Genomic DNA, 19,477 nt, shown 5'->3' on the forward strand with positions numbered 1-19,477 from the left:
CGTGTAAAATAGGCAATACATAGTTTTACGAAGTGCTGGCATTTAGATTTGATATGATTTTGCTTTCCCTATTTATAGTAGCCTTTTTGCGCATGCTTTTCAATAGGATTCTTATTGTGCAAATAATCAATTTCGACTAGTGAGCCACATGCATTTTCAGGCTATTATAAACAATTTATAGGTTTCAATCACAGTCCGGATTGTGTATTCCTTGCCTGTATGATTTGATTCTATTGTAGCCTAACTAATGTGGAAAAGCCATTCTTGAGGATGTTTAGACGCTTCGTTGAAATTTTCAATTCATGTGAGTACAACAGGTCATTTCCATTTTTCTGCAGTTATTTTATTTAATATACCTAAAACAGACAATTTCACATAATTCTATAACATGAGTTAAAAAAGAAAGTTTACACATTTTCAACAAAGGCTATTAGCATTGCCTCCTCATCAAGAAACCATTTTTTCTTTAATTGCAGAGAATGATAAGGATTATCGCTATGAAGATATGGTTGTGAAATAATGCTTTTAGCAACTGGGGCCACATAAATTTGATTGAGGATTTCCAGAGGCGCTGGATATTCAAAGTATAAATTTAATACAGGGTGCGGATTTTCATTTCTCCATTTTGCAAATCCTTGAGAAAAGTTCTTGTGTTCAGGCATTTTTATCTGTTGAAATATTTCTGCGGGCAATAAGTTTTGTGCCAAACAATAAAGACCATGTGCAGGCACACATAGTTGTTTCATCGCTTTACTGAAATCTGCACGCATGTATCCTGAACACAAATTTTGTAAATGATTCCCCATTGCCTCGACATTTTCTTTATGTAATGAAAGCAGAAATGCAACTACTGAACGCTCCCATTGTGGTTTCTTTGTGCCAACAAATTTTTCGGCAGCATAGAGCGCTTTTAGCAAAAGTATTTCATCCCTATACCAAATTGCCCTCAAGAGATTGCTCATCACAACATAAAACGGGTAACCATTTTTAGTTAACCCCAGTTCGGATGGAAGAATGCGCTCCATTATTTTGTTATCCCCGCAAGCGAATGCCTCTAAAATATGTAAGGAATTTTGACAATGGTCATACCCTCCGCTACATCCCGGAAGTAATTGATAACGCATTTGCTGGAAAATTAAATTATTCCACTTTTGCCAGTCTTGATGTAAAAAGCACTCATCTAACCATATATCGTAGTTGGTTTTTAACAGACCAAATGACATCGATTTGGTAATTGCTGTTAATACTTCATTATCTTGTGCCGTTCCTTCTTTTGCATTATTTATAATTGATTCATATTTTATAATACATTGATCAATGTATTGACTTTTATCCACATCCATTAACCTTCACAACCCCGTTTTTTATTTTTTTCGTTTCAAAACAAGAATTATATAAATTTTTCTCTATTCATTCTAAGATTTCTCATAAAGGAAATTTACCACATTTTTATAACATTAATATTTCATCTCATCATTTACATTTTGAATAACTTTCCATAACTCGTTTTCTGCATCTTGGAATATAGTTTTTAACCCCTTATTTTAAATCAAAAATGTACTTTCGGTATTTAGTCTAAAAAAAATAAGTTTATATAGTAAAGTGGGGTTTGTAGTCAAAAAGACCAAATTAAATTTAAATACATTTTATAATCCTTCAATATCCATGGTCTAAGACCCTCTGCACTCTTAGCAGATATGACAAGGTCAATCACTTGCTCAAAGTTAATACTTGGATACCTTTATTCAACGACATAAAAAAGCCTCCTTAATTTGTATTGTTTTAGCAACATACAAATCAAAAAGGCTCGATATTCACAACCCTAAACACATTACTTTAGGGTTGTGTTTACACTTTTCCGGGATTGTGTACACATCAATTCTAACCGCCAATTACAATCCGCACCCAACATTTACAAAACGGTTCATCAATCACATTCAGCAGGAGTTCCTGCTTTCTTAGCTGTTCGGAAAGACGTACCACATCCACAGTTTGCAATGGCGTTCGGGTTATCGATGGTGAAACCGCCGCCCATTAGGGATTCTTTGTAGTCCACTTTAGTTCCTTCTAAAATCGCTGCATCTTCACCTTTTACAAGAACTGGGATTTCGTGCTGTGTATACGACACGTCATCTTCTTCCTTTTCCTGCGCAAAGCCTAGACCGTATGTTAATCCGCTGCACCCTCCGCCATTGACGGAAACGCGCAGATAAGAGCCTTCTTCTTCATTATGAGTCATCATCTTCTTCACGTGAAATGCTGCTGCTTCTGTAATTTCAACTGGATTATTCATTATTCACACTCACTTTCCACGTTTTGTTCTATCATATCAATCTTTTTCATTAGAATGCAAACAAATAGTCCCCGCTATAGGTCTATTTTGCTGTATACTAAGACTTATGAATGAAAGGAATGAGTATATTGGAAGTTAGCCCTTTTTACGAAAAGAAAATGCAGTGTTTATTGTGCAAAGAGCATTTTCCAACTACTAGAATCCGTTCGCGTCAAGTTAGGGTAGCAGAGCATGATAGTGATTTTAGACCTATATACGTCAATGAGGAAATTAATCCTCTTTTATATAATGTTGCCGTTTGTCCTCACTGCGGCTTTGCATCTACTGAAGACTTTTCCCCTTATTTTGCTCCAGGCACAAAAGAGTTGATTGAAAAAAACATTACGTCGAAATGGCATAGTCGTTCATTCGGCAGTATCCGTACTAAAGAAGAAGCCATCGAGTCGTATAAACTTGCGTATTTAAGTGCGAACTTTAAGAAAGAAAAGTATTTGACAATGGCTGGTATGATGTTGAGAATTGCCTGGATCTATCGAGAAGCAGAAGATGATGCCAACGAAAAACGCTATTTAAGAATTTCACGTGACCTCTATATACAAGCATTTTCAGAAGGCGATCATGTTGGCACACAAATGTCGGAGACACGCGTACAGTATATGATAGCCGAATTATCTTGGCGTATACGCGATTGGGAAGAAGCAATTCGCAATTTCTCACGTGTAATCGAGAGTCAGAAAAGATCGACCGAGCCCCATCTTATCGAGCTCGCGAAGGATCGGTGGCAGGAAATTCGCGGGGAAGAATCTGAAAGCAATGATTGATTAGCTAAAAAAGCCGTGCAGAGAAGTATTGACTTCCCTGCACGGCTTTCATAATTAATTTAAAAGACCTGTTCGACTTCCACGACGCCTGGCACTTCTTCAAGCAAAGCGCGCTCGATGCCTGCTTTAAGTGTGATTGTAGAACTTGGGCACGTACCACATGCACCTAGTAAGCGCAGCTTGACGATTCCTTCATCGATATCTACAAGTTCACAGTCTCCTCCATCTCTCAAGAGGAATGGGCGTAATTTATCTAAAACTTCTTTAACCGGTTCGTATAGTTGAGTATCTGTTGTCATTGTAATCACTCTCTCCTTTCCTTATAATACTTATTATAAACTGCCGAGCAGAAAAAATCCAATAATGATTCGGAGGATTGATGAATATGTCACAAACACCCGTTACAATTGAAGTGTTTGGTGCAGATATAATCTGTGCCAGCTGTGTGAACGCTCCTTCTTCAAAAGACACGTACGAATGGCTTGAAGCCGCAATTGCAAGGAAGTATCCTGACCAACCTTTTACCATCACGTACATTGATATCGACAATGAACTATCTGATGACCGGCAGAGAGAAATTGCAGAAAAAGTCCGAGATGACGAGTATTTTTATCCACTCGTCCTAATTGAAGACGAGGTGATCGGCGAAGGATATATCCAGTTAAAACCAGTTTTTAAAGCAATGGAAACGCACGGTTATCATGCAGGATAAATTGATAATGGGACTGAATAATTGAGAACCATTACGAGAATGTTTCGATCTGCTACACGATCTATACAATGTAGACTGACTTTAAAAACGCGCCAAATCAAATAGCAAAAGGGAGCTGTCTGAGCAGCTCCTTCATACTTCATGCCACTCTGACATAGATAGTCCAGCCATATTTCTCTCGCAACATTTCGGCAGCTTGTCCTGTAGCTTCCTCTGTTATGAAACGTTCTTCCCCACAAACGATATAGATAATTATCTACCAAAGGCGGCCCTGTCATTACTTCTCCACTCTTTTTCTTCAAGCAAAAAAACAACGCTATTTCCTCCGCGATTCAAGATAATAAAAAAGCCACCGACAGAGTTTTACGCTCCATGAGTGACCTTTTTAGTATTATCCATTGTGCCACTTATACATCCACAGTAAACCTGATTTCATAAGACGAGCAATTCGACCCGTGACTGTACGATCGGCCAAGTATGCAAATCCTTGTTTCTTTCCTAATGAACCCATGAACCCTTTTAATTTCAACTCCGGCATTTCCTCCATGAGCGGCTCATTTTTCCAGAGTAGACGCAACACTTGTACTATCTGCTCTGCTTGAACCTCGGCCAACTGTGCACTTGGTGCATGAGGAAGAGCAGCAACATCACCAACGACATAAACGTTCGTGTGGTTTGGTATCTGGTGATATTGGTTGAGTACAACTCGTCCTGAACGATCCTTTTGAACGTCCATTGCTTCAATTATTTGACTCGGTTTAATACCTGCAGTCCAAACGACCGCATCCACGTCAATCGTCTCTTCATGATTATAAAGGACGGTTTGATCTACCTTCGTGATATTCGAATTGGCGACCACTTCTACTTCGTGCTTGTCAAACCAATCCTTTACATATTTACTCAAACGTTCTGGAAAATCGCGCAGAATCCGAGGGCTACGGTCAAATAGTTTAATCTTCAGATCAGGACGACTCTCACGCAATTCGCTCGCCAGCTCGATTCCGCTTAAACCTGCCCCTACAATACCTACAGTTGCTCCACCACTTAAACCTAGAAGCGTTTGATACGTTGTTCTTGACTTGCCGATTGTCTGAATGCTCAGCGTATTTTCTTCCGCGCCAGGGACGTTGTGGAAGTTATCTACGCAACCTAAGCCGATCACTAAATCGTCATACGTAAGTGTTTGGCCGTCAACTAGCAACACTTCTTTTTCACCAGGCTTAATTTCTTTAATCTCGCCCTCTACTACTTTCAATTGTTCATGGTTAGGAATAGCTACCCGAATTTCAGAATCAGGCACTGTACCTGCAGCCAACGCATAAAATTCCGTTTTCAAACTATGAAATGGTGTCCTGTCGACAAGTGTGATTTCTATATCTTTCGGCAAATCCTTATTTAGGAGACGAAGTAGAATTCGCATATTTCCATAACCGGCACCTAGTAACAATAATTTCCTCATAATGTTCTCCTTCTATGTCTATTTTCCGCTCAAAGCTCATTTGTTATTATAGCAGTTTGTGATACTTTTCACAATATGCCATGTTCATTGACGCCTCTCTAAAAAAAGAGTACCATTTCTAGTAGCGAGGTGAGAATGATGAACCCTATCGTAGAGTTTTGCATCAGTAATTTGGCGAGTGGTTCTTATCCGGTATTTGAGACATTAGAAAGAGACCCGAACATTGATGTACTAGAATACGGATGCTTGAGCTACTGTACTAAATGTACAGATACTTTATACGCAATCGTCAACGGCGAACTTGTCGAAGCGGATACTGCTGACGAATTGACAGCACGCATTTATCAATTCATTGAAGAAAATCCGCTTTTTTAATCATATAGCAAATAGCATAGTTCTCTACGGGCACTATGCTTATTTTTTTGGCCAATCCCCTAGTGAAGACAGTACATAGGTCGGCAGCAACTCTTTTATCAGCACCTCTTCCAGCGGAGTCACACCTGTCGCTACATACGCCGTGTCTATTCCATAGCGTATCCCTGCTAAAATGTCCGTATCGTAATTATCCCCGATCATTACCATTTCTTCCTTTTCATATGCACCTTGCTGCTGAATAAACTGCAGCATATGCGGCTCTGGTTTTCCTACAACGATAGGTTTTTCGCCGCTAGCGACCTCCATCAAATGAAGAAACGAACCATTTCCTGGTACGAGACCTTTTTCAGTCGGAAATTTCACGTCTTGATTGGTCCCTAAAAAGCGAGCGCCATTTCGAATCGCAAGACAAGCTTCCGCTAATTTGCTGTAAGTAATTTGACGGTCAAGCCCCATCATTACAACGTCTGGGTTTTTCGTTGTAAGCGTAATTTGTTCCGCCTCTAATGCCTCTTCCAGCCCTTCCTCGCCTATCATCATGACACTTGCCCCTGCATAATATTGTTTACAATATCTAGCAAGTGCTATGGCTGAATTCATAATATGATCAATATCTGTCAGCACACCAAATTCAGCTAATTTCTTTTGCTGTGCGGCCCGTGTCAAAGCCGCATTATTCGTAATGAAATATGTTTCTGCGCCTTCTGCCTGACAGTCAGTTACGAAATCGACCGCCTCAACAATAGGTTCTTTACCACGATACATTGTGCCATCCAAATCGAGACAATATGCCTTATACTCTCCCATACCCATTACTCCGTCGGCAGAAACGCAGAAACTGGTCCTAGTTCATTCGTCAAATAATCCCGTACTTGCTTCGGAAATTGTTTTAGTTCGTTTGACGTTTCTCGGATAGCCGTTTCTACTTCTGCTGTTTCTACTTCAACAAATTGACGTACAATCATAGGTCGTAAGGAAATTAATGCTTTCAAAGGATCCGCTTGTTCCGGCTTAATCACTTTTTCATCCTCTAAAATATCGATGATGTCATCGTAACTTCCCGGATCTCTCATAATGAATCCATCAATCATCGAGTTCCCTACATCTATAATTCCTTCTATTAAACCGTGCGCAATACGCTCAAGTGCAAGTTTATTTATTTCGCTTTGTTGCCAGCTGTTTTCCTTTTCGAAAAGTTGAATTAATTGTTCCATATAAGCAAGTGTCTTTCTGATTTGTTTTTGATCGACAAAATACATGATCTGTATTCCTCCTCATCATTTTTCTCTTTCTATCTTATCATATTTTCATCCAAACAAATAAAAGCTGCGGGCAATTGCTCGCAGCTCTCACTTTATTTTACTCAGTTTCTTGTGGTTCGGTTTTTACTTTACCAATCTTCTTCAAAATGAAATACGCACAGCCAAAATTGCAGTATTCATAAATATAATCCTGAACGGTGCTGATCTTTGTTTCATAAGTCGATTTTGCATTGCGGTCTTCAAAAAAACCTTTCAATCGCAATTGACCGTATCCCCAATCGCCAAGGATGTAATCATACTTCAACAATACTTCACTGAATCGTTCGTTCAGTGCCTCTTCATCAAAGCCGTCCCGAAACTCTTCTGCTAGCTCATATTGTACATTCTCTAAAATAACCATTCGATTCTTCACTTCCATATTAACTGCTCGCTTGCTGTTCTAACTCAAGCTGCTTGTCACCTTGACGTTGCTTTTCTTTAGCAGCAGCATTGACCTGCTCATCCGCATGATAGCTTGAGCGCACAAGTGGTCCTGCCTCACAATGGGAGAACCCTTTTTCCATTGCAATTTTGCGTAATTCACCAAACTCGTCTGGTGAATAGTATTTTACCACTTTCGCATGCTTTTTGGTCGGCTGCAAATATTGACCGATTGTCATGATATCCACATCATGTGCGCGGAGATCATCCATTGTTTCAATAATCTCTTCAACAGTCTCACCGAGTCCCACCATTAATGACGACTTAGTTGGAATTACTGGGTACATCTCTTTAGCACGAGCCAATAGTTCCAATGAGCGATCATACGTGGCACGCGCTCGGATTCTAGGCGTTAACCGGCGCACGGTTTCAATATTGTGATTTAATATATCTGGCTTCGCATCCATCAGACGCTGTAAATTATCACGATCTCCTCCCATATCAGATGGCAGGACTTCGATTGTTGTGAATGGATTTTTACGGCGAATGGCACGGATCGTCTCTGCAAAAATAGCAGAACCGCCATCTTTCAAATCATCACGTGCAACTGCAGTAACGACAACATGTTTCAAATTCATCAACTCAACTGAATCTGCCACGCGCTCTGGCTCGGCAGTGTCCAATTCATTTGGCAAGCCTGTTTTAACTGCACAGAAACGACAAGCCCTTGTACATACAGCGCCCAAAATCATAAATGTAGCAGTTCGACGCTCGCCCCAACACTCATGAATATTCGGACAACGAGCTTCTTCGCAAACTGTATGTAGATTTTTCTCGCGCATTAACTTCTTTAAACCTGTATAGTTCTCATTGGTGTTCAGCTTAATCTTCAGCCAATCGGGCTTCTTAATATGCTCTGATTTTCTTCCGGTTTCAGGTCTACAGGACAACGCTACCGACTCCATTCTGATCATAGATTCTACTCATGCCAATGTAACATAAATTCTGAAAATCTTCAATTGGGATTGCCCTCCTGACAGTTTGGCAAGAAGCGCGCCAGACCAAAAAACGTCTGCAGCAATTTTGGCTGCAGACGTTTCGTATTTTTTATTCAACCTTAAACTTTTTCTTGAATTTAGTCAGAACAGAGGCATAGAAGATGCTTAAAAACAGACCACCCCAGATGATGATCACACCGACTAACATCATAAGAATAGCAGAGCCGCTCATTCCTGTATCCATTTAAAGCCCTCCTTTGTCTTCTTCGTAATCAGTAGCAACACGCGTGTTGTTTTTCCATTTCAGTGAAGTGAAAACAATCGACATCACGAATGCACCGATAGCAACCGGCCAACCCATTGTCCATAAGAATGAAGTAGGATAGCCTTCATAGTTTTCAGCGATATTGTCTTTAATCAGGAAGAACAGCATCGTTCCAAGTACAACCGGTGTAATGAATGTCAATGAAACTTTCCACCACCAGCCCAAACGAATATCAGACACCGCATTGGCATGTTGTTCGAAAATGCCGAGTTTTCTGAAAACCCAAGCTAGCAAGATGACTTCTACAAGTCCGATGACTGCAATTCCGAATTGGTTGATAAAGTAGTCTGCTACATCGAGGAAGTATAAACCGCCTTTCGTCGCATATAGCATAGAGATTAATCCCGAAAGTCCGACACCAATGAACACAGAACGTCTTCTCGAAATATTGAATTTATCCGCCATTCCTGCGATATATGTTTCACATATCGAAATGAGAGAGGTCAGACCGGCGAGCACAAGTGACAGGAAGAAGAATGCACCGAATATCCCGTTCATTCCTGGCATTTGATTGATGATTTCCGGGAACACGACGAAGGCGAGACCTACTCCAGCCGAAGCAACGTCTCCCACATCCACACCCTGTGAAGTCGCCATGAATCCCAGCACTGCGAAGACCCCGATTCCTGCAAGCAATTCAACTGAAGAGTTTGCAAACCCCGTGATGAATGCGTTATTTGTAATATCCGATTTCTTCGGCAAATAACTGGAGTACGTTATCATGATGGCGAACGCAATCGATAAACTAAAGAAAATATGTCCATATGCCGCGACCCACACACGCGGACTTAATAACTTATCAATATCCGGTTTGAAGAAAGCATCCAAACCTACCATCGCTCCGTCAAGAGTAATCGCACGAATGACGACGAATAAAAAGAGTATAAATAGGACAGGAATAAATATCCGATTCGCCAACTCGATCCCTTTCTTGACTCCGCCCAGCAAGATGATAAAACAAATCGCCCAGACGAGCAACAGCGGCAATGCTACTCCTCCAACCAAACCTCCAACTTCTCCCGGGTTATCCGCTATTTTTAAGACGTCCCCAAAGAAGAAAGCCTCAGGGTCTTTTCCCCAAGATAAACTAAACGAATAAATCGTATACTTCATGGCCCATGCAATAATCACGGCGTAATAAGTGGATATGACAAAGGATACAAATATCCCCCACCAACCTAGAAATTCTGTCTTTTTTCCATTCAAACGGAAAAAAGATAATGGTGCCGATCCACGATATTTATGACCGATCGTGAATTCCAAGATTAAAATCGGAATACCGGCGGTCAATAGCGCGAACAAATAGGGGATAAAAAATGCCCCGCCGCCATTTTCATATGCGACATAAGGAAAGCGCCAAATATTACCAAGCCCGACTGCCGAACCCACTGCCGCTAATATAAAACCAGCTCTCGTTCCCCACTGCGAACGATTTTCCATACTACTTCCTCCTTTTAGTGTATTGTTGTTCAAAACTTACCACCATTCACTATTTTCCGATAATTTAAGTTTTGTATATTTAGTATAAACAGGACAGTAAAAGATGTCAAAACAATTTTAGACTAAGAGTGTGAATCTTGCTGACACTCTTAGTCTAAAGTTTTTAAGCCACTTGCGCTTGACGCTTTTTACCTCTAGCCGTCCAGTACGTGAATAATACTATCAATGCTATAATAACAACTACTAAACCAATCCAAACGGAACCAGTCATGCCTAGAACAAAATAACCAAGTGCTGACACGCCAGCAGCCACCAATGCGTACGGTAATTGTGTTGCTACGTGATCCATATGATTACAGCCTGCACCCGTTGAAGAAAGGATTGTCGTATCGGAAATCGGCGAACAGTGATCTCCGAAAACCGCCCCAGCAAGAACTGCAGATAACGCTGGCAATAATAATTCGGGTTCTGCGTTGACCATAATTGTGCCGGCGATCGGCAATAGAATTCCAAACGATCCCCATGAAGTTCCCGTTGAAAATGCCATCAGTCCCGCCAGAATGAATATCAATACCGGCAAGAAAGCTACTGGAATATTCAATTGATCTACCATTGTTGACAGGAAAAGACCTGTATCAAGTGTAGCAATTAACTCAGTTAAGCCCCAAGCGAAAATCAAAATCAGAATCGCTGGCATCATCGCTTTCAAACCGCTGATGAATGCACGGCCCATCCAAGAAACACTTGCTGTTTTATTCACTTTCATTTGCAGAACATATAAGAACATAGCCAACAGTGTAGCTGTAACGCCACCAACTACTAATGATTTCGGCACATCTGTATTTTCGAATATAGCCCAAATATCGAAGACACCCGCTTCTTGATAGCCAGTATAGACCATCATTCCAAGCGTCACGACAATTAACGTCACGATAGGTGCAACCAGATCGCGAACTTTCCCATAAGAGTGTTCAGGAAACTCTTCTTTCAGCTCACCTGGTATCTCTTTTTCCGGATCATACAGCAAACCTTCATTTACTGCCCGATCTTCATGTTTCTTCATTTCAAAGAAATCATTATTCGTCCAAGCGAAGAAAAAGACCATGGACAATGTGGCGATTACATAGAAATTCATCGGCGCCATCAGAATAAAGGCAGTTAACGGCGAATAGCTAACAGCGGCTGTCGTCCCAAGTATAAGAGCAAGCTGCCCGATCAAGAATGCCCCCCAACTTGAAATTGGAGATACTACGCAAATCGGTGCAGACGTAGAATCAATGAAATAAGCTAGTTTTGCACGAGATATTTTATGCTGATCCGTAATCGGTCTTGCAATTTGTCCAACCGCTAAAGAGTTAAAGTAGTCATCTACAAAAATTGCGATTCCCAAAATCATCGTCAACAGTTTCGCTCCACGCTGCGTACGAATTCGTGTGACCGCCCATCTCGCAAAGGCCGCACTGCCGCCGGACAGGCTGACAAATGCCGTAATGACACCAAGCAATAATAAAAACAACATAATAAATATATTATACGTATTCAATCCGTCATCCCAAAATGAAATCGTCATAGCTGTCCAAACATTTTTCAATGTTTCCATTGGGGAAAATTCCGCGATGAGTAAAGCGGCTGTGACAATCCCAGCTCCTAACGATAGTAATACTCTCCTCGTCACCAATACCATCACGATAGCGATAACAGGAGGCAAAATGGATACCCATGTTCCAATCATATTAATTCCTCCTCTTTCTAGTCGGTAGATTGTATCGAAAAGTAGATGGTCAGTCGAAGAAGGGAAAGCCTATTACAGAGAAAAAGCCGACTCCAACATGTTACAAACGTGTAGGAGTCGGCTTAACAGTTCATCTGCGAATCAATCATCATGTACAAGATAAATGGATACGGATCATCCGGCTGTTGTAGCGCTCCATACATTACCGCTGTATGACAAGATCATTCCTCTTCGAAATGACCCCAACCTGAGAAGTTGACCCTTCTCAAACTTCGGCATTGTCTCCTTTCAATTGCGGTCATCGACGTCACTCTCTCGCAAAATACTTATAAACAATGCAACCTCTACGTAAGTCTCGATATTCTTCTTTTAACAGTGTAGCAATAATCGACATTGTTCACAATAGCCTTTTATTCCGGTTCTTGCAACGGAACCTCTATTTGTGCCGGCGTCTGCTCTCCTTTCGAATAAATTTGCGGAACTTTTCCTCTGATCAAGCCCATCGCGACAGGCATTCTCTGCGTTACTACGCTCTTACTCGTTGCAAGCGGAACGATAATCTGAACATTCACGTTCACCAGCAAGGTCACTTCTACATAGGCATTATTTATCCCGAATTCCTGTATATCCGTTTCCACATCGGTGTGGACGTTTCCCATGACATGAAAACGGATCGGAATTTTCGGACCCAAGTTGCCGAGCAACGGAATATTGGTCGCTTGCCCGAGCGGGACAAAGAAAACGACGCCTTGCTCTTTCGCCATCATTTCAGGATTATACTCCAAATCACCTAACGGCGGCAGCATGTCTAGATCGCCACCTTCTGCACGTTCGAGGTGATCTTCAACCAATTGATGAACTTCCGCCATAACCTGACTGATGATTTCCGTATTAAATTTCGTCGTGACGGTATCTCGTGTCTCATCCGGCACATTTTCAATTATTTCATTGATATCATACACGCTCGTAGATCGTGCATTGATCGCTTGGCTGATTACATGGCTGGCTATTTTCTGCGTTTGTTTTTCAGCATATTGCGTATAGATTGGGGTCAGCTGTTTATTGACTGAGTAAAAAAATAAGGCGACTGCTATGAAAATCGTCGGAATGATCAACCTCAGCCAATTTCTCGCATAACTTCTTTTTCTCGGTCTTTTTTGATTCGTATAAAACCGCAAAACGACGCCTCCTGCTTCACATTATGCGAATCAGGAGGCGGACATACTAGCTCTCATTAAAATATTTTTTTCCATACCAGCCTAGGACATCGCGAATCATCTCAGGCATGATATATTCTTTAGGAACATCCTTTAATAGAGGAAAGAAAAATCCGAATGTAAACATATCCAATGTAGCGAGCCTATACGTTTCGCCAGGCTCCACTGCCCGGTTGCCTGCAAATAATTGTCCGTCCTGATTGCGGAATAATCTTTCATGAACCATGCTTCCCATGAATGTTCCCCGGAATCCCAAACCTTTGATTTCCAATTCCGTCCACTTCGGATCAAGTGATTGTTCATAAACCTGAAGTAATTCCGAACCGTCCAAGTGTACGATGCAAGGATTGATCGGATGCGGCAACAACGAATGTAAATCACCTCTTGTCACCCAACCCTCGTCTAGACTTCCAAGGAAAATCCCGGCGTTAAAAAGTGCACATTCCGCATGCGTATAAGCTAAAAGCGCACGTCCGAAAAAGGATGAAAGCGGGCTTTCTGCTGTCAGCTTCTGAGCCAGCGGGGAAGGGTTATAGAAGACAGGCACTTGCAAAGCTTCCTCTCCTTCAGAAAGATAGGCATTCACCTGTTCAACATCTTCTGCTGTTTGCTCCATCGTATTGGTAGGAAACACACCGGCCTCCATATGGACAACCTGATTCGTCATGCGATCGATCTCGACTTGGATATGGCCGATGTAATGACCAAACTTCTCTGCCGCACCAAGCAATGTATCCTCAATCCATTCTCCGTCCTTCAATAAATGGTGGGTATGTCCTCCTAAAATAATATCTAATGCCGGATATTCCGCAGCCAGAAGGCGATCTTCATTGATGCCTAAATGTGATAAGCAAACCACGAGATCTGCTTGTTGTCGAATACGAACTAACTGTTCCCGGATTTCTTTACGCGGCTCTGTCACTTTCCAGCCAAGCTGTCGATAAAAAGCATAGTACGGTGCAGTGGCTCCGATCACTCCAACCCTCACGCCATCTGTCGTTTCAAATATTTCAGAAGACTTTGCCCAAACTGGCTGCTCTCCATTTAGCTCTTTCAAATTACAGATCAATACATCAAACAGAGCATCTTCATATAACGTTTCAAGCGTCTGTTTAGACATGGTGATCCCTTCATTATTGCCGATTGTCACGGCATCATATCCTACTTCATTCAATAACTTCACGTTGCCCTTGCCGTCCGTTCCTTCTGTAAAAGGATGGGATCGGTCAACATGATCACCAATATCAAAAATGAAACAAGCCTCGCCTGCCTCTTCCGCCTGCTCTTTACGTTGCTTCAGAAAACGTCTGATCTGCGGCCAATTTTCGAAATGGCTATGTATGTCGTTGGTATGATAAATGTGAATCGTAGCTACCGTTTCTTTCATATAGGTCATCCCCAAATCCCCTCATAGATTGAATGCAATCCAAAGACGAGTAAAATGATACGTATGACTAAAACCAATGTATCTGATTTCATTTTGCCATTTAAATAAGCGCCTAGCATTCCACCGAGATATGCTCCCGGGACAACTGGTATGGTGTAAAGCCACGGCACATTTCCAAGTGAAATATGCGAAATCGAATTGACGACTGCCGACAAGAACACCATCAGCATCGACGTTGCTACCGCTACATGCGGCGGGAATAAGAACAATAATATCATTGCAGGTACGATCATCGTACCTCCGCCGATTCCGAATAAACCAGATGTCAGACCGATGAACAGCGACAATAAGACAGCAAACCAAATTGGATAGCCATACAGATGTGTCTCACCTTGCGGATCGGTAAATGAAATCTTTTTGCCGTTATCGACAAACCAACGAATTGGCTTCAAGTACTTCCTAGTCAGTAGCAGGGTGGACAATACGATCAGTAAAATACCGAAATATAAATTAAATGATTGAATGCTTAAGCTCTTGTTGATCCAAGCCCCTACTACGATGCCGGGTATACTCGCTATGAAAAATAAAAAGGCACTGCGATAGTCAATCGTTTTCACTTTCATATAAGAAAGCGTCGAACCAAGCCCGTTCGCGATCATCATAATGACGGACAAACCAACTACGCTTTGCGGTGTGATGTCTGGAATCATTCCGAGATTCAGACCGACGAACAATGTGATAGGCACAAGAATCGTACCGCCGCCTAGACCCGCTATGGAGCCGATGACACCTGAAGCCAAGCCGATTAATGCCAGGATTGCATATTCCATTAGTGATCCTCCTCAAACAAATCCAACTGCTTGGTGAGCGGCTGACCATACTCTATGTTGAAAAGGTTTGCGAACTGTTTCGCGTTCTTTGCTGCATGCTGACCCGAGTTGTTATTAAAAATGATATATACATCTTGCGCTTGCTGCTCCAATGTCTGGACAACTTTTCGCAACTCCTCTAGCTCTGCTTCATTATAGTCGTATAAATAACGAACCTTCCTCCACGCCTTGCTGTCTCCCGTTGTATTGACCCATCCTTTGTCGTTACGTCCGTGAAGACGCAATAATACCTTGGAGTCCGTCGCAACCGGAACGAGCGGCACACTGCCATCACCTACTTGCGGCTCATCGCAGACGCCATGGATAATATTCAGACCACGCAGAAATTCTAGAGTCTTCTCGCGATAGGCTGGTGAATACCAAGATTGATGGCGAAACTCCACCGCTATCGGTAAAGGTTGCAACTGCTCATGCACGAAGCGAATCCGCTCTACATTTTCTTTTTGACAATCAAACCAAGGTGGAAATTGTACGAGCACCATTGCGAGCTTCCCTGCTTCCACAAACGCACTCATCGATAGTTTGAATAACGAGAACATCTCTTCTTCTGAATCATAAGGAATCTTACCACGCTGATGACCTGTGATCCCTTGATAGGCTTTGACGATAAACTGAAAATCAGCGGGCGTTTCATCCGTCCACTTTCGCATCATCTTTTCAGACTGGATTGCATAAAACGTCGAATCCAACTCCACAATCGGAAAATGTTGACTATAATCAAGGAGCTTTTTATTTGCTGCCGTCTTTTCATTATATAGGCTCGGGTGATCTCCCCATCCCGTCAAGCCGATGTGTATCATGGAAAGTCCCCTCCTTCAATCTTTAGAATAGTGTATCATACCTTATGTATTTTCGGAAAAAACGTTACTTTGAATCTATCGGTCTTCACATGCAGCAAGCGCTCATATGCAATTTTCTAACCATAAAAAAACGTTCCGGGTTTTATGCCCGAAACGTTTGTTATAGTTAGCCACGCCATGCGCTCATTCCGCCACGTACGTTGGTGACGGTGAATCCTGCCTTTTTCAATTGACTGGCTGCTTTTGAGCTGCGCATTCCGCTTTGACAAATGACTACAACTTCCTGTTCTTTTTTCAAACTGGCGACCTTACTATTTAATACGTGCAGTGGAATATTTTGAAATTCCTTAATATGTTTACCTTTATATTCTGCCGGTGTGCGCACGTCAATGAACTGAATTTTTTTATCTCCCAAGATTACTTTCAATTCATCTGTCGAAATGGTGCTGATATCTTTAGCGGGCTTCATTCGCCAAATGAAAAATACGACAATTGCGACGGCGATGATCCATCCCAATATAATTTCCTCCCCCCACTGCTTAGTTGGTCAATTCCACAATGACTAGAATTACACCCATCACGACGAACGCTACATGACCAATGCAAAATCGAGGAAAAAATTTCTTTTCCATTTCTTCCGCTGTTTGAACCGTACATGTTTTGCATGTGAAGAGTTGCTTCATTCGTTTCATGCGTCTAATGCAGCATGAACACTTGCCGGATCATACCCTAATATCCATTTACCGTTTAACTGCGTTTGCGGCACACCCATTTGCCCTGTCATTTCCACCAGGCGCTGACCAGCTGCCGGATCTATCGTCACATTGATCGTTTCATAAGGCACATGAATTTCATCTAAATAATTTGTCATCATCGTACAGTAAGGACAAGTCGACGAAACATAAACCGTTGCTTTTGCAGTCATAATTAAAAACCCCTTTTCATTTGTTAATATCTATAGTATATACCCCTAGCCGTATACGGTCAACTAATCGGTTTTCATATTTTTAGGGCTGCCGGTGTAGAATGTACGTATCAAAGAACTGCGCTGTAAGAGAAAGTCTGTTTTTGTTTATGCACGTTTCACCTCTCCCACTTCCCTTCAGGTCCTGCCATAGAATTTATCAGTCACCAATTTGATAAAATTGAAACCTTTCATTTACCTATCCGTAGAATAAGAAACGAAAGAATATAGAAATGGAGGGATGGATATGGAGCTGTTCGGAATCGAAGTTCAACAGCTATATTTATATATCTTAATCATCGCAGGTATCATAAGCCTTGTGTATGTATTGATCAGTGATTTAGCTGATGGAGTTGGTGAACTAAGCCCATTTCTCGATCCAGCTGTCATTCTTGCGTTCATAACATTTACTTCGGCTACCGCATATCTATTAGAACTTATGACATCATTAAATAGTGGGAGCATCTTACTCATTGCGGCAGTCGTTGCTATTGTTTTAGACTTCTTACTCTATTTCTTCGTTTTAGTTCCGCTCAGATCCGCCGAAGTTTCGCTTGCCTACACAGATCAATCACTTACAGGTCTTGTTGGCAAAGTCATTGTTCCGATCCCAGTAGACGGATATGGCGAGATCATTATCGAAACGGTGAATGGCAATTTAGCGAAACGTGCTGCCGGCTATGAGAATGAAGCCATTGAGTATGGAAAAGAAGTATTATTAATCGAAGTGGAAAATGGAACATTTTTCGTAAAAGAGTATGAGCCATTCCGCTTCAAATAAGTAAAGGGGGAAATCAGAATGGGTTTTGGATTAATTGCAATAGGAATCGTAGCGTTTGTGTTACTAGCTGTCATTGGTGTATATGTTCTGAAATACCGTACAGTTGGACCAGACGAAGCATTGATTGTGACAGGAAGTTATTTAGGTTCGAAAAATGTGCATACAGATGAATCAGGAAATCGGATTAAGATTATTCGGGGTGGAGGTACATTTGTCTTCCCGGTTTTCCAACAAGCCGAACCGCTTAGTTTATTATCAAGCAAGCTGGAAGTCACCACACCTGAAGTCTATACCGAACAAGGCGTTCCGGTTATGGCAGACGGAACGGCAATTATTAAAATCGGTGGTTCCATATCTGAAATCGCGACGGCTGCAGAGCAGTTTTTAGGAAAATCAAAAGCCGATCGTGAGAATGAAGCAAAGGAAGTATTGGAAGGTCATCTTCGTTCCATCTTAGGTTCTATGACAGTAGAGGAAATTTACAAGAATCGCGATAAGTTCTCACAAGAAGTTCAACGTGTCGCTTCTCAAGACCTTGCCAAGATGGGCCTTGTTATTGTTTCCTTCACCATTAAAGACGTGCGTGATAAAAACGGCTATCTTGATTCACTCGGTAAGCCGCGTATTGCGCAAGTCAGACGTGATGCAGACATTGCAACGGTTGAAGCAGAAAAGGAAACACGCATTAAAAACGCTGAAGCATCTAAAGAAGCACAAAAAGCGGAAATTGAACGTGCGACGGAAATTGCCGAAGCTGAAAAAGAAAACCAATTAAAAGTTGCTGAATATCGCCGTGAGCAAGACGTCGCAAAAGCACGTGCTGACCAAGCGTATGAATTGCAAACCGCTCGCTCCAAACAAGAAGTAACGGAGCAAGAAATGCAAATTCAAATTATTGAACGTCAGAAACAAATCGAATTGGAAGAAAAAGAAATTTTACGTCGTGAGAAGCAATATGACTCCGAAGTGAAGAAAAAAGCGGACGCGGACCGCTACGCAATCGAGCAAAATGCCGAAGCTGAAAAATCAAGACAATTAGCGGAGGCAGATGCAGAAAAGTACCGTATTGAAGCACGTGCCAAAGCCGATGCCGAAAAAGTTCGACTCGATGGTATAGCTAAAGCAGATTCCCAACGTGCGCAAGGTGAATCAGAAGCCGACATCATCCGACTGAAAGGTCTTGCAGAAGCCGAAGCAAAACGCAAAATTGCAGAAGCCTTTGAACAGTACGGGCAAGCTGCTGTGCTTGATATGATTGTCAGAATGCTGCCTGAATACGCAAGAGAAGTCGCAAGTCCACTAGGCAATATCGACAAAATCACTGTTGTGGATACAGGTGGCGGTGAAGGCGGCGGTGCCAATAAAGTCACTTCCTATGCGACAGATCTAATGTCTACGTTGCAAGAGACACTTAAAGCTTCTTCTGGTATCGACGTGAAAGAGATGCTGGAAAATTATTCAGGCAAAGGAAATATTCGTTCAAGTATTGAGGAGCTGACGAATGAAGTGATTCGTACAAAGCCAGACCCTATTGAATCGAAAACGAGTGAAATTGCGGCGACTGATGAAACTGAAAGATAATGTAAGGAAGAAAATCCGAA

The 19,477-nt window shown here is 41.8% G+C and carries 22 protein-coding genes and 1 riboswitch; of the genes, 5 read left to right on the forward strand and 17 right to left on the reverse strand.

Annotated features, from left to right (window positions below; genetic code table 11):
- Positions 1-407 precede the first annotated feature (407 nt).
- Together MKX97_RS12515 and MKX97_RS12520 are read right to left on the reverse strand one after the other, a co-directional pair.
- Positions 408-1,343, reverse strand: a complete 936-nt coding sequence (locus MKX97_RS12515) for a hypothetical protein (RefSeq protein WP_342536104.1) — start codon at positions 1,341-1,343, stop codon at positions 408-410.
- Positions 1,344-1,927: 584 nt separating this feature from the next.
- Positions 1,928-2,293: an iron-sulfur cluster assembly accessory protein gene (locus MKX97_RS12520; RefSeq protein WP_221835097.1), complete on the reverse strand. Its 366-nt coding sequence runs from the start codon at positions 2,291-2,293 to the stop codon at positions 1,928-1,930.
- A gap of 119 nt (positions 2,294-2,412) precedes the next feature.
- On the opposite strand from MKX97_RS12520, the gene MKX97_RS12525 reads away from it, so the two are divergent.
- Complete coding sequence (locus MKX97_RS12525) at positions 2,413-3,114, forward strand: DUF2225 domain-containing protein (RefSeq protein WP_342536105.1); 702 nt, start codon at positions 2,413-2,415, stop codon at positions 3,112-3,114.
- Positions 3,115-3,173: 59 nt separating this feature from the next.
- Here MKX97_RS12525 and MKX97_RS12530 read toward each other — a convergent pair whose 3' ends face one another.
- Positions 3,174-3,413: a NifU family protein gene (locus tag MKX97_RS12530; RefSeq protein WP_009498020.1), complete on the reverse strand. Its 240-nt coding sequence runs from the start codon at positions 3,411-3,413 to the stop codon at positions 3,174-3,176.
- 86 nt (positions 3,414-3,499) lie between these two features.
- Here MKX97_RS12530 and MKX97_RS12535 point away from each other — a divergent pair, with 86 nt between their 5' ends.
- Positions 3,500-3,826: a YuzD family protein gene (locus MKX97_RS12535; protein ID WP_040759404.1), complete on the forward strand. Its 327-nt coding sequence runs from the start codon at positions 3,500-3,502 to the stop codon at positions 3,824-3,826.
- 391 nt (positions 3,827-4,217) lie between these two features.
- Here the strand turns inward: MKX97_RS12535 and MKX97_RS12540 are convergent, their stop codons facing one another.
- Positions 4,218-5,285: an NAD(P)/FAD-dependent oxidoreductase gene (locus tag MKX97_RS12540; protein ID WP_009498103.1), complete on the reverse strand. Its 1,068-nt coding sequence runs from the start codon at positions 5,283-5,285 to the stop codon at positions 4,218-4,220.
- Positions 5,286-5,423: 138 nt separating this feature from the next.
- On the opposite strand from MKX97_RS12540, the gene MKX97_RS12545 reads away from it, so the two are divergent.
- Positions 5,424-5,660 carry a YuzB family protein gene (locus MKX97_RS12545; protein WP_040759434.1) on the forward strand — a complete coding sequence of 79 codons (237 nt, stop codon included), beginning with the start codon at positions 5,424-5,426 and terminating at the stop codon, positions 5,658-5,660.
- A 39-nt stretch (positions 5,661-5,699) separates the two neighbouring features.
- Here the strand turns inward: MKX97_RS12545 and MKX97_RS12550 are convergent, their stop codons facing one another.
- The 13 genes from MKX97_RS12550 to MKX97_RS12610 all read right to left on the reverse strand — a co-directional run bounded on the left by MKX97_RS12550 (position 5,700) and on the right by MKX97_RS12610 (position 17,056).
- A complete protein-coding gene (locus tag MKX97_RS12550) occupies positions 5,700-6,467 on the reverse strand; it encodes a TIGR01457 family HAD-type hydrolase (protein WP_342536106.1) in 768 nt (255 codons plus the stop codon).
- Between the two features lie 5 nt (positions 6,468-6,472).
- The gene (locus tag MKX97_RS12555; protein WP_009498106.1) at positions 6,473-6,919 is read right to left on the reverse strand and encodes a DUF86 domain-containing protein; all 447 of its coding nucleotides are present in this window, start codon (positions 6,917-6,919) and stop codon (positions 6,473-6,475) included.
- A 100-nt stretch (positions 6,920-7,019) separates the two neighbouring features.
- Positions 7,020-7,322, reverse strand: a complete 303-nt coding sequence (locus tag MKX97_RS12560) for a YutD family protein (RefSeq protein ID WP_040759712.1) — start codon at positions 7,320-7,322, stop codon at positions 7,020-7,022.
- A 19-nt stretch (positions 7,323-7,341) separates the two neighbouring features.
- Positions 7,342-8,307 carry a lipoyl synthase gene (gene lipA, locus MKX97_RS12565; RefSeq protein WP_050804709.1) on the reverse strand — a complete coding sequence of 322 codons (966 nt, stop codon included), beginning with the start codon at positions 8,305-8,307 and terminating at the stop codon, positions 7,342-7,344.
- 142 nt (positions 8,308-8,449) lie between these two features.
- Positions 8,450-8,584 (reverse strand): methionine/alanine import family NSS transporter small subunit, encoded by a 135-nt coding sequence (locus tag MKX97_RS12570; protein ID WP_246602399.1) that lies wholly within the window; start codon positions 8,582-8,584, stop codon positions 8,450-8,452.
- A complete protein-coding gene (locus MKX97_RS12575; protein WP_342536107.1) occupies positions 8,585-10,105 on the reverse strand; it encodes a sodium-dependent transporter in 1,521 nt (506 codons plus the stop codon). It lies immediately after the preceding gene.
- A 163-nt stretch (positions 10,106-10,268) separates the two neighbouring features.
- Positions 10,269-11,837 carry a Na+/H+ antiporter NhaC family protein gene (locus MKX97_RS12580; protein WP_342536108.1) on the reverse strand — a complete coding sequence of 523 codons (1,569 nt, stop codon included), beginning with the start codon at positions 11,835-11,837 and terminating at the stop codon, positions 10,269-10,271.
- A 180-nt stretch (positions 11,838-12,017) separates the two neighbouring features.
- Positions 12,018-12,192, reverse strand: a riboswitch (Lysine riboswitch).
- A 55-nt stretch (positions 12,193-12,247) separates the two neighbouring features.
- The gene (gene yunB, locus MKX97_RS12585) at positions 12,248-13,015 is read right to left on the reverse strand and encodes a sporulation protein YunB (RefSeq protein WP_009498115.1); all 768 of its coding nucleotides are present in this window, start codon (positions 13,013-13,015) and stop codon (positions 12,248-12,250) included.
- Positions 13,016-13,061: 46 nt separating this feature from the next.
- On the reverse strand, positions 13,062-14,450 hold the full coding sequence (locus MKX97_RS12590; RefSeq protein WP_221835103.1) for a bifunctional UDP-sugar hydrolase/5'-nucleotidase: 1,389 nt from the start codon (positions 14,448-14,450) through the stop codon (positions 13,062-13,064).
- On the reverse strand, positions 14,447-15,271 hold the full coding sequence (locus MKX97_RS12595; protein ID WP_009498117.1) for a sulfite exporter TauE/SafE family protein: 825 nt from the start codon (positions 15,269-15,271) through the stop codon (positions 14,447-14,449). The genes MKX97_RS12590 and MKX97_RS12595 overlap by 4 nt, the downstream gene beginning before the upstream one ends.
- Positions 15,271-16,131, reverse strand: coding sequence for a DUF72 domain-containing protein (locus MKX97_RS12600; RefSeq protein WP_342536109.1), 861 nt, complete (start codon positions 16,129-16,131; stop codon positions 15,271-15,273). Before MKX97_RS12600 ends, MKX97_RS12595 begins: the two co-directional genes overlap by 1 nt.
- Positions 16,132-16,297: 166 nt before the next feature.
- On the reverse strand, positions 16,298-16,651 hold the full coding sequence (locus MKX97_RS12605) for a rhodanese-like domain-containing protein (RefSeq protein ID WP_245799511.1): 354 nt from the start codon (positions 16,649-16,651) through the stop codon (positions 16,298-16,300).
- A 168-nt stretch (positions 16,652-16,819) separates the two neighbouring features.
- Positions 16,820-17,056, reverse strand: a complete 237-nt coding sequence (locus MKX97_RS12610) for a glutaredoxin domain-containing protein (protein ID WP_221835107.1) — start codon at positions 17,054-17,056, stop codon at positions 16,820-16,822.
- Between the two features lie 286 nt (positions 17,057-17,342).
- Between MKX97_RS12610 and MKX97_RS12615 the strand changes: the two genes are divergently transcribed.
- Entirely contained in the window at positions 17,343-17,876 is a 534-nt protein-coding gene (locus MKX97_RS12615; RefSeq protein WP_221835108.1) for a hypothetical protein, read from the forward strand.
- A gap of 18 nt (positions 17,877-17,894) precedes the next feature.
- Entirely contained in the window at positions 17,895-19,457 is a 1,563-nt protein-coding gene (locus MKX97_RS12620) for a flotillin family protein (protein WP_342536110.1), read from the forward strand.
- Positions 19,458-19,477: the final 20 nt, after the last annotated feature.

Source organism: Sporosarcina sp. FSL K6-3508 (assembly GCF_038615825.1).
Taxonomy (GTDB): domain Bacteria; phylum Bacillota; class Bacilli; order Bacillales_A; family Planococcaceae; genus Sporosarcina; species Sporosarcina newyorkensis.

Bases quoted from the DNA above. Each gene is read 5' to 3' on its own strand.
- MKX97_RS12610 (WP_221835107.1), bottom strand. From the start codon at position 17,056: ATGACTGCAAAAGCAACGGTTTATGTTTCGTCGACTTGTCCTTACTGT.
- MKX97_RS12595 (WP_009498117.1), bottom strand. From the start codon at position 15,271: ATGGAATATGCAATCCTGGCATTAATCGGCTTGGCTTCAGGTGTCATC.
- MKX97_RS12570 (WP_246602399.1), bottom strand. From the start codon at position 8,584: ATGGATACAGGAATGAGCGGCTCTGCTATTCTTATGATGTTAGTCGGT.
- MKX97_RS12555 (WP_009498106.1), bottom strand. From the start codon at position 6,919: ATGTATTTTGTCGATCAAAAACAAATCAGAAAGACACTTGCTTATATG.
- MKX97_RS12580 (WP_342536108.1), bottom strand. From the start codon at position 11,837: ATGATTGGAACATGGGTATCCATTTTGCCTCCTGTTATCGCTATCGTG.
- lipA (WP_050804709.1), bottom strand. From the start codon at position 8,307: ATGGAGTCGGTAGCGTTGTCCTGTAGACCTGAAACCGGAAGAAAATCA.
- MKX97_RS12540 (WP_009498103.1), bottom strand. From the start codon at position 5,285: ATGAGGAAATTATTGTTACTAGGTGCCGGTTATGGAAATATGCGAATT.
- MKX97_RS12515 (WP_342536104.1), bottom strand. From the start codon at position 1,343: ATGGATGTGGATAAAAGTCAATACATTGATCAATGTATTATAAAATAT.
- MKX97_RS12600 (WP_342536109.1), bottom strand. From the start codon at position 16,131: ATGATACACATCGGCTTGACGGGATGGGGAGATCACCCGAGCCTATAT.
- MKX97_RS12530 (WP_009498020.1), bottom strand. From the start codon at position 3,413: ATGACAACAGATACTCAACTATACGAACCGGTTAAAGAAGTTTTAGAT.
- MKX97_RS12520 (WP_221835097.1), bottom strand. From the start codon at position 2,293: ATGAATAATCCAGTTGAAATTACAGAAGCAGCAGCATTTCACGTGAAG.
- MKX97_RS12575 (WP_342536107.1), bottom strand. From the start codon at position 10,105: ATGGAAAATCGTTCGCAGTGGGGAACGAGAGCTGGTTTTATATTAGCG.
- MKX97_RS12550 (WP_342536106.1), bottom strand. From the start codon at position 6,467: ATGGGAGAGTATAAGGCATATTGTCTCGATTTGGATGGCACAATGTAT.
- MKX97_RS12615 (WP_221835108.1), top strand. From the start codon at position 17,343: ATGGAGCTGTTCGGAATCGAAGTTCAACAGCTATATTTATATATCTTA.
- MKX97_RS12535 (WP_040759404.1), top strand. From the start codon at position 3,500: ATGTCACAAACACCCGTTACAATTGAAGTGTTTGGTGCAGATATAATC.
- MKX97_RS12590 (WP_221835103.1), bottom strand. From the start codon at position 14,450: ATGACCTATATGAAAGAAACGGTAGCTACGATTCACATTTATCATACC.
- MKX97_RS12560 (WP_040759712.1), bottom strand. From the start codon at position 7,322: ATGGTTATTTTAGAGAATGTACAATATGAGCTAGCAGAAGAGTTTCGG.
- MKX97_RS12545 (WP_040759434.1), top strand. From the start codon at position 5,424: ATGAACCCTATCGTAGAGTTTTGCATCAGTAATTTGGCGAGTGGTTCT.
- MKX97_RS12525 (WP_342536105.1), top strand. From the start codon at position 2,413: ATGAGTATATTGGAAGTTAGCCCTTTTTACGAAAAGAAAATGCAGTGT.
- MKX97_RS12620 (WP_342536110.1), top strand. From the start codon at position 17,895: ATGGGTTTTGGATTAATTGCAATAGGAATCGTAGCGTTTGTGTTACTA.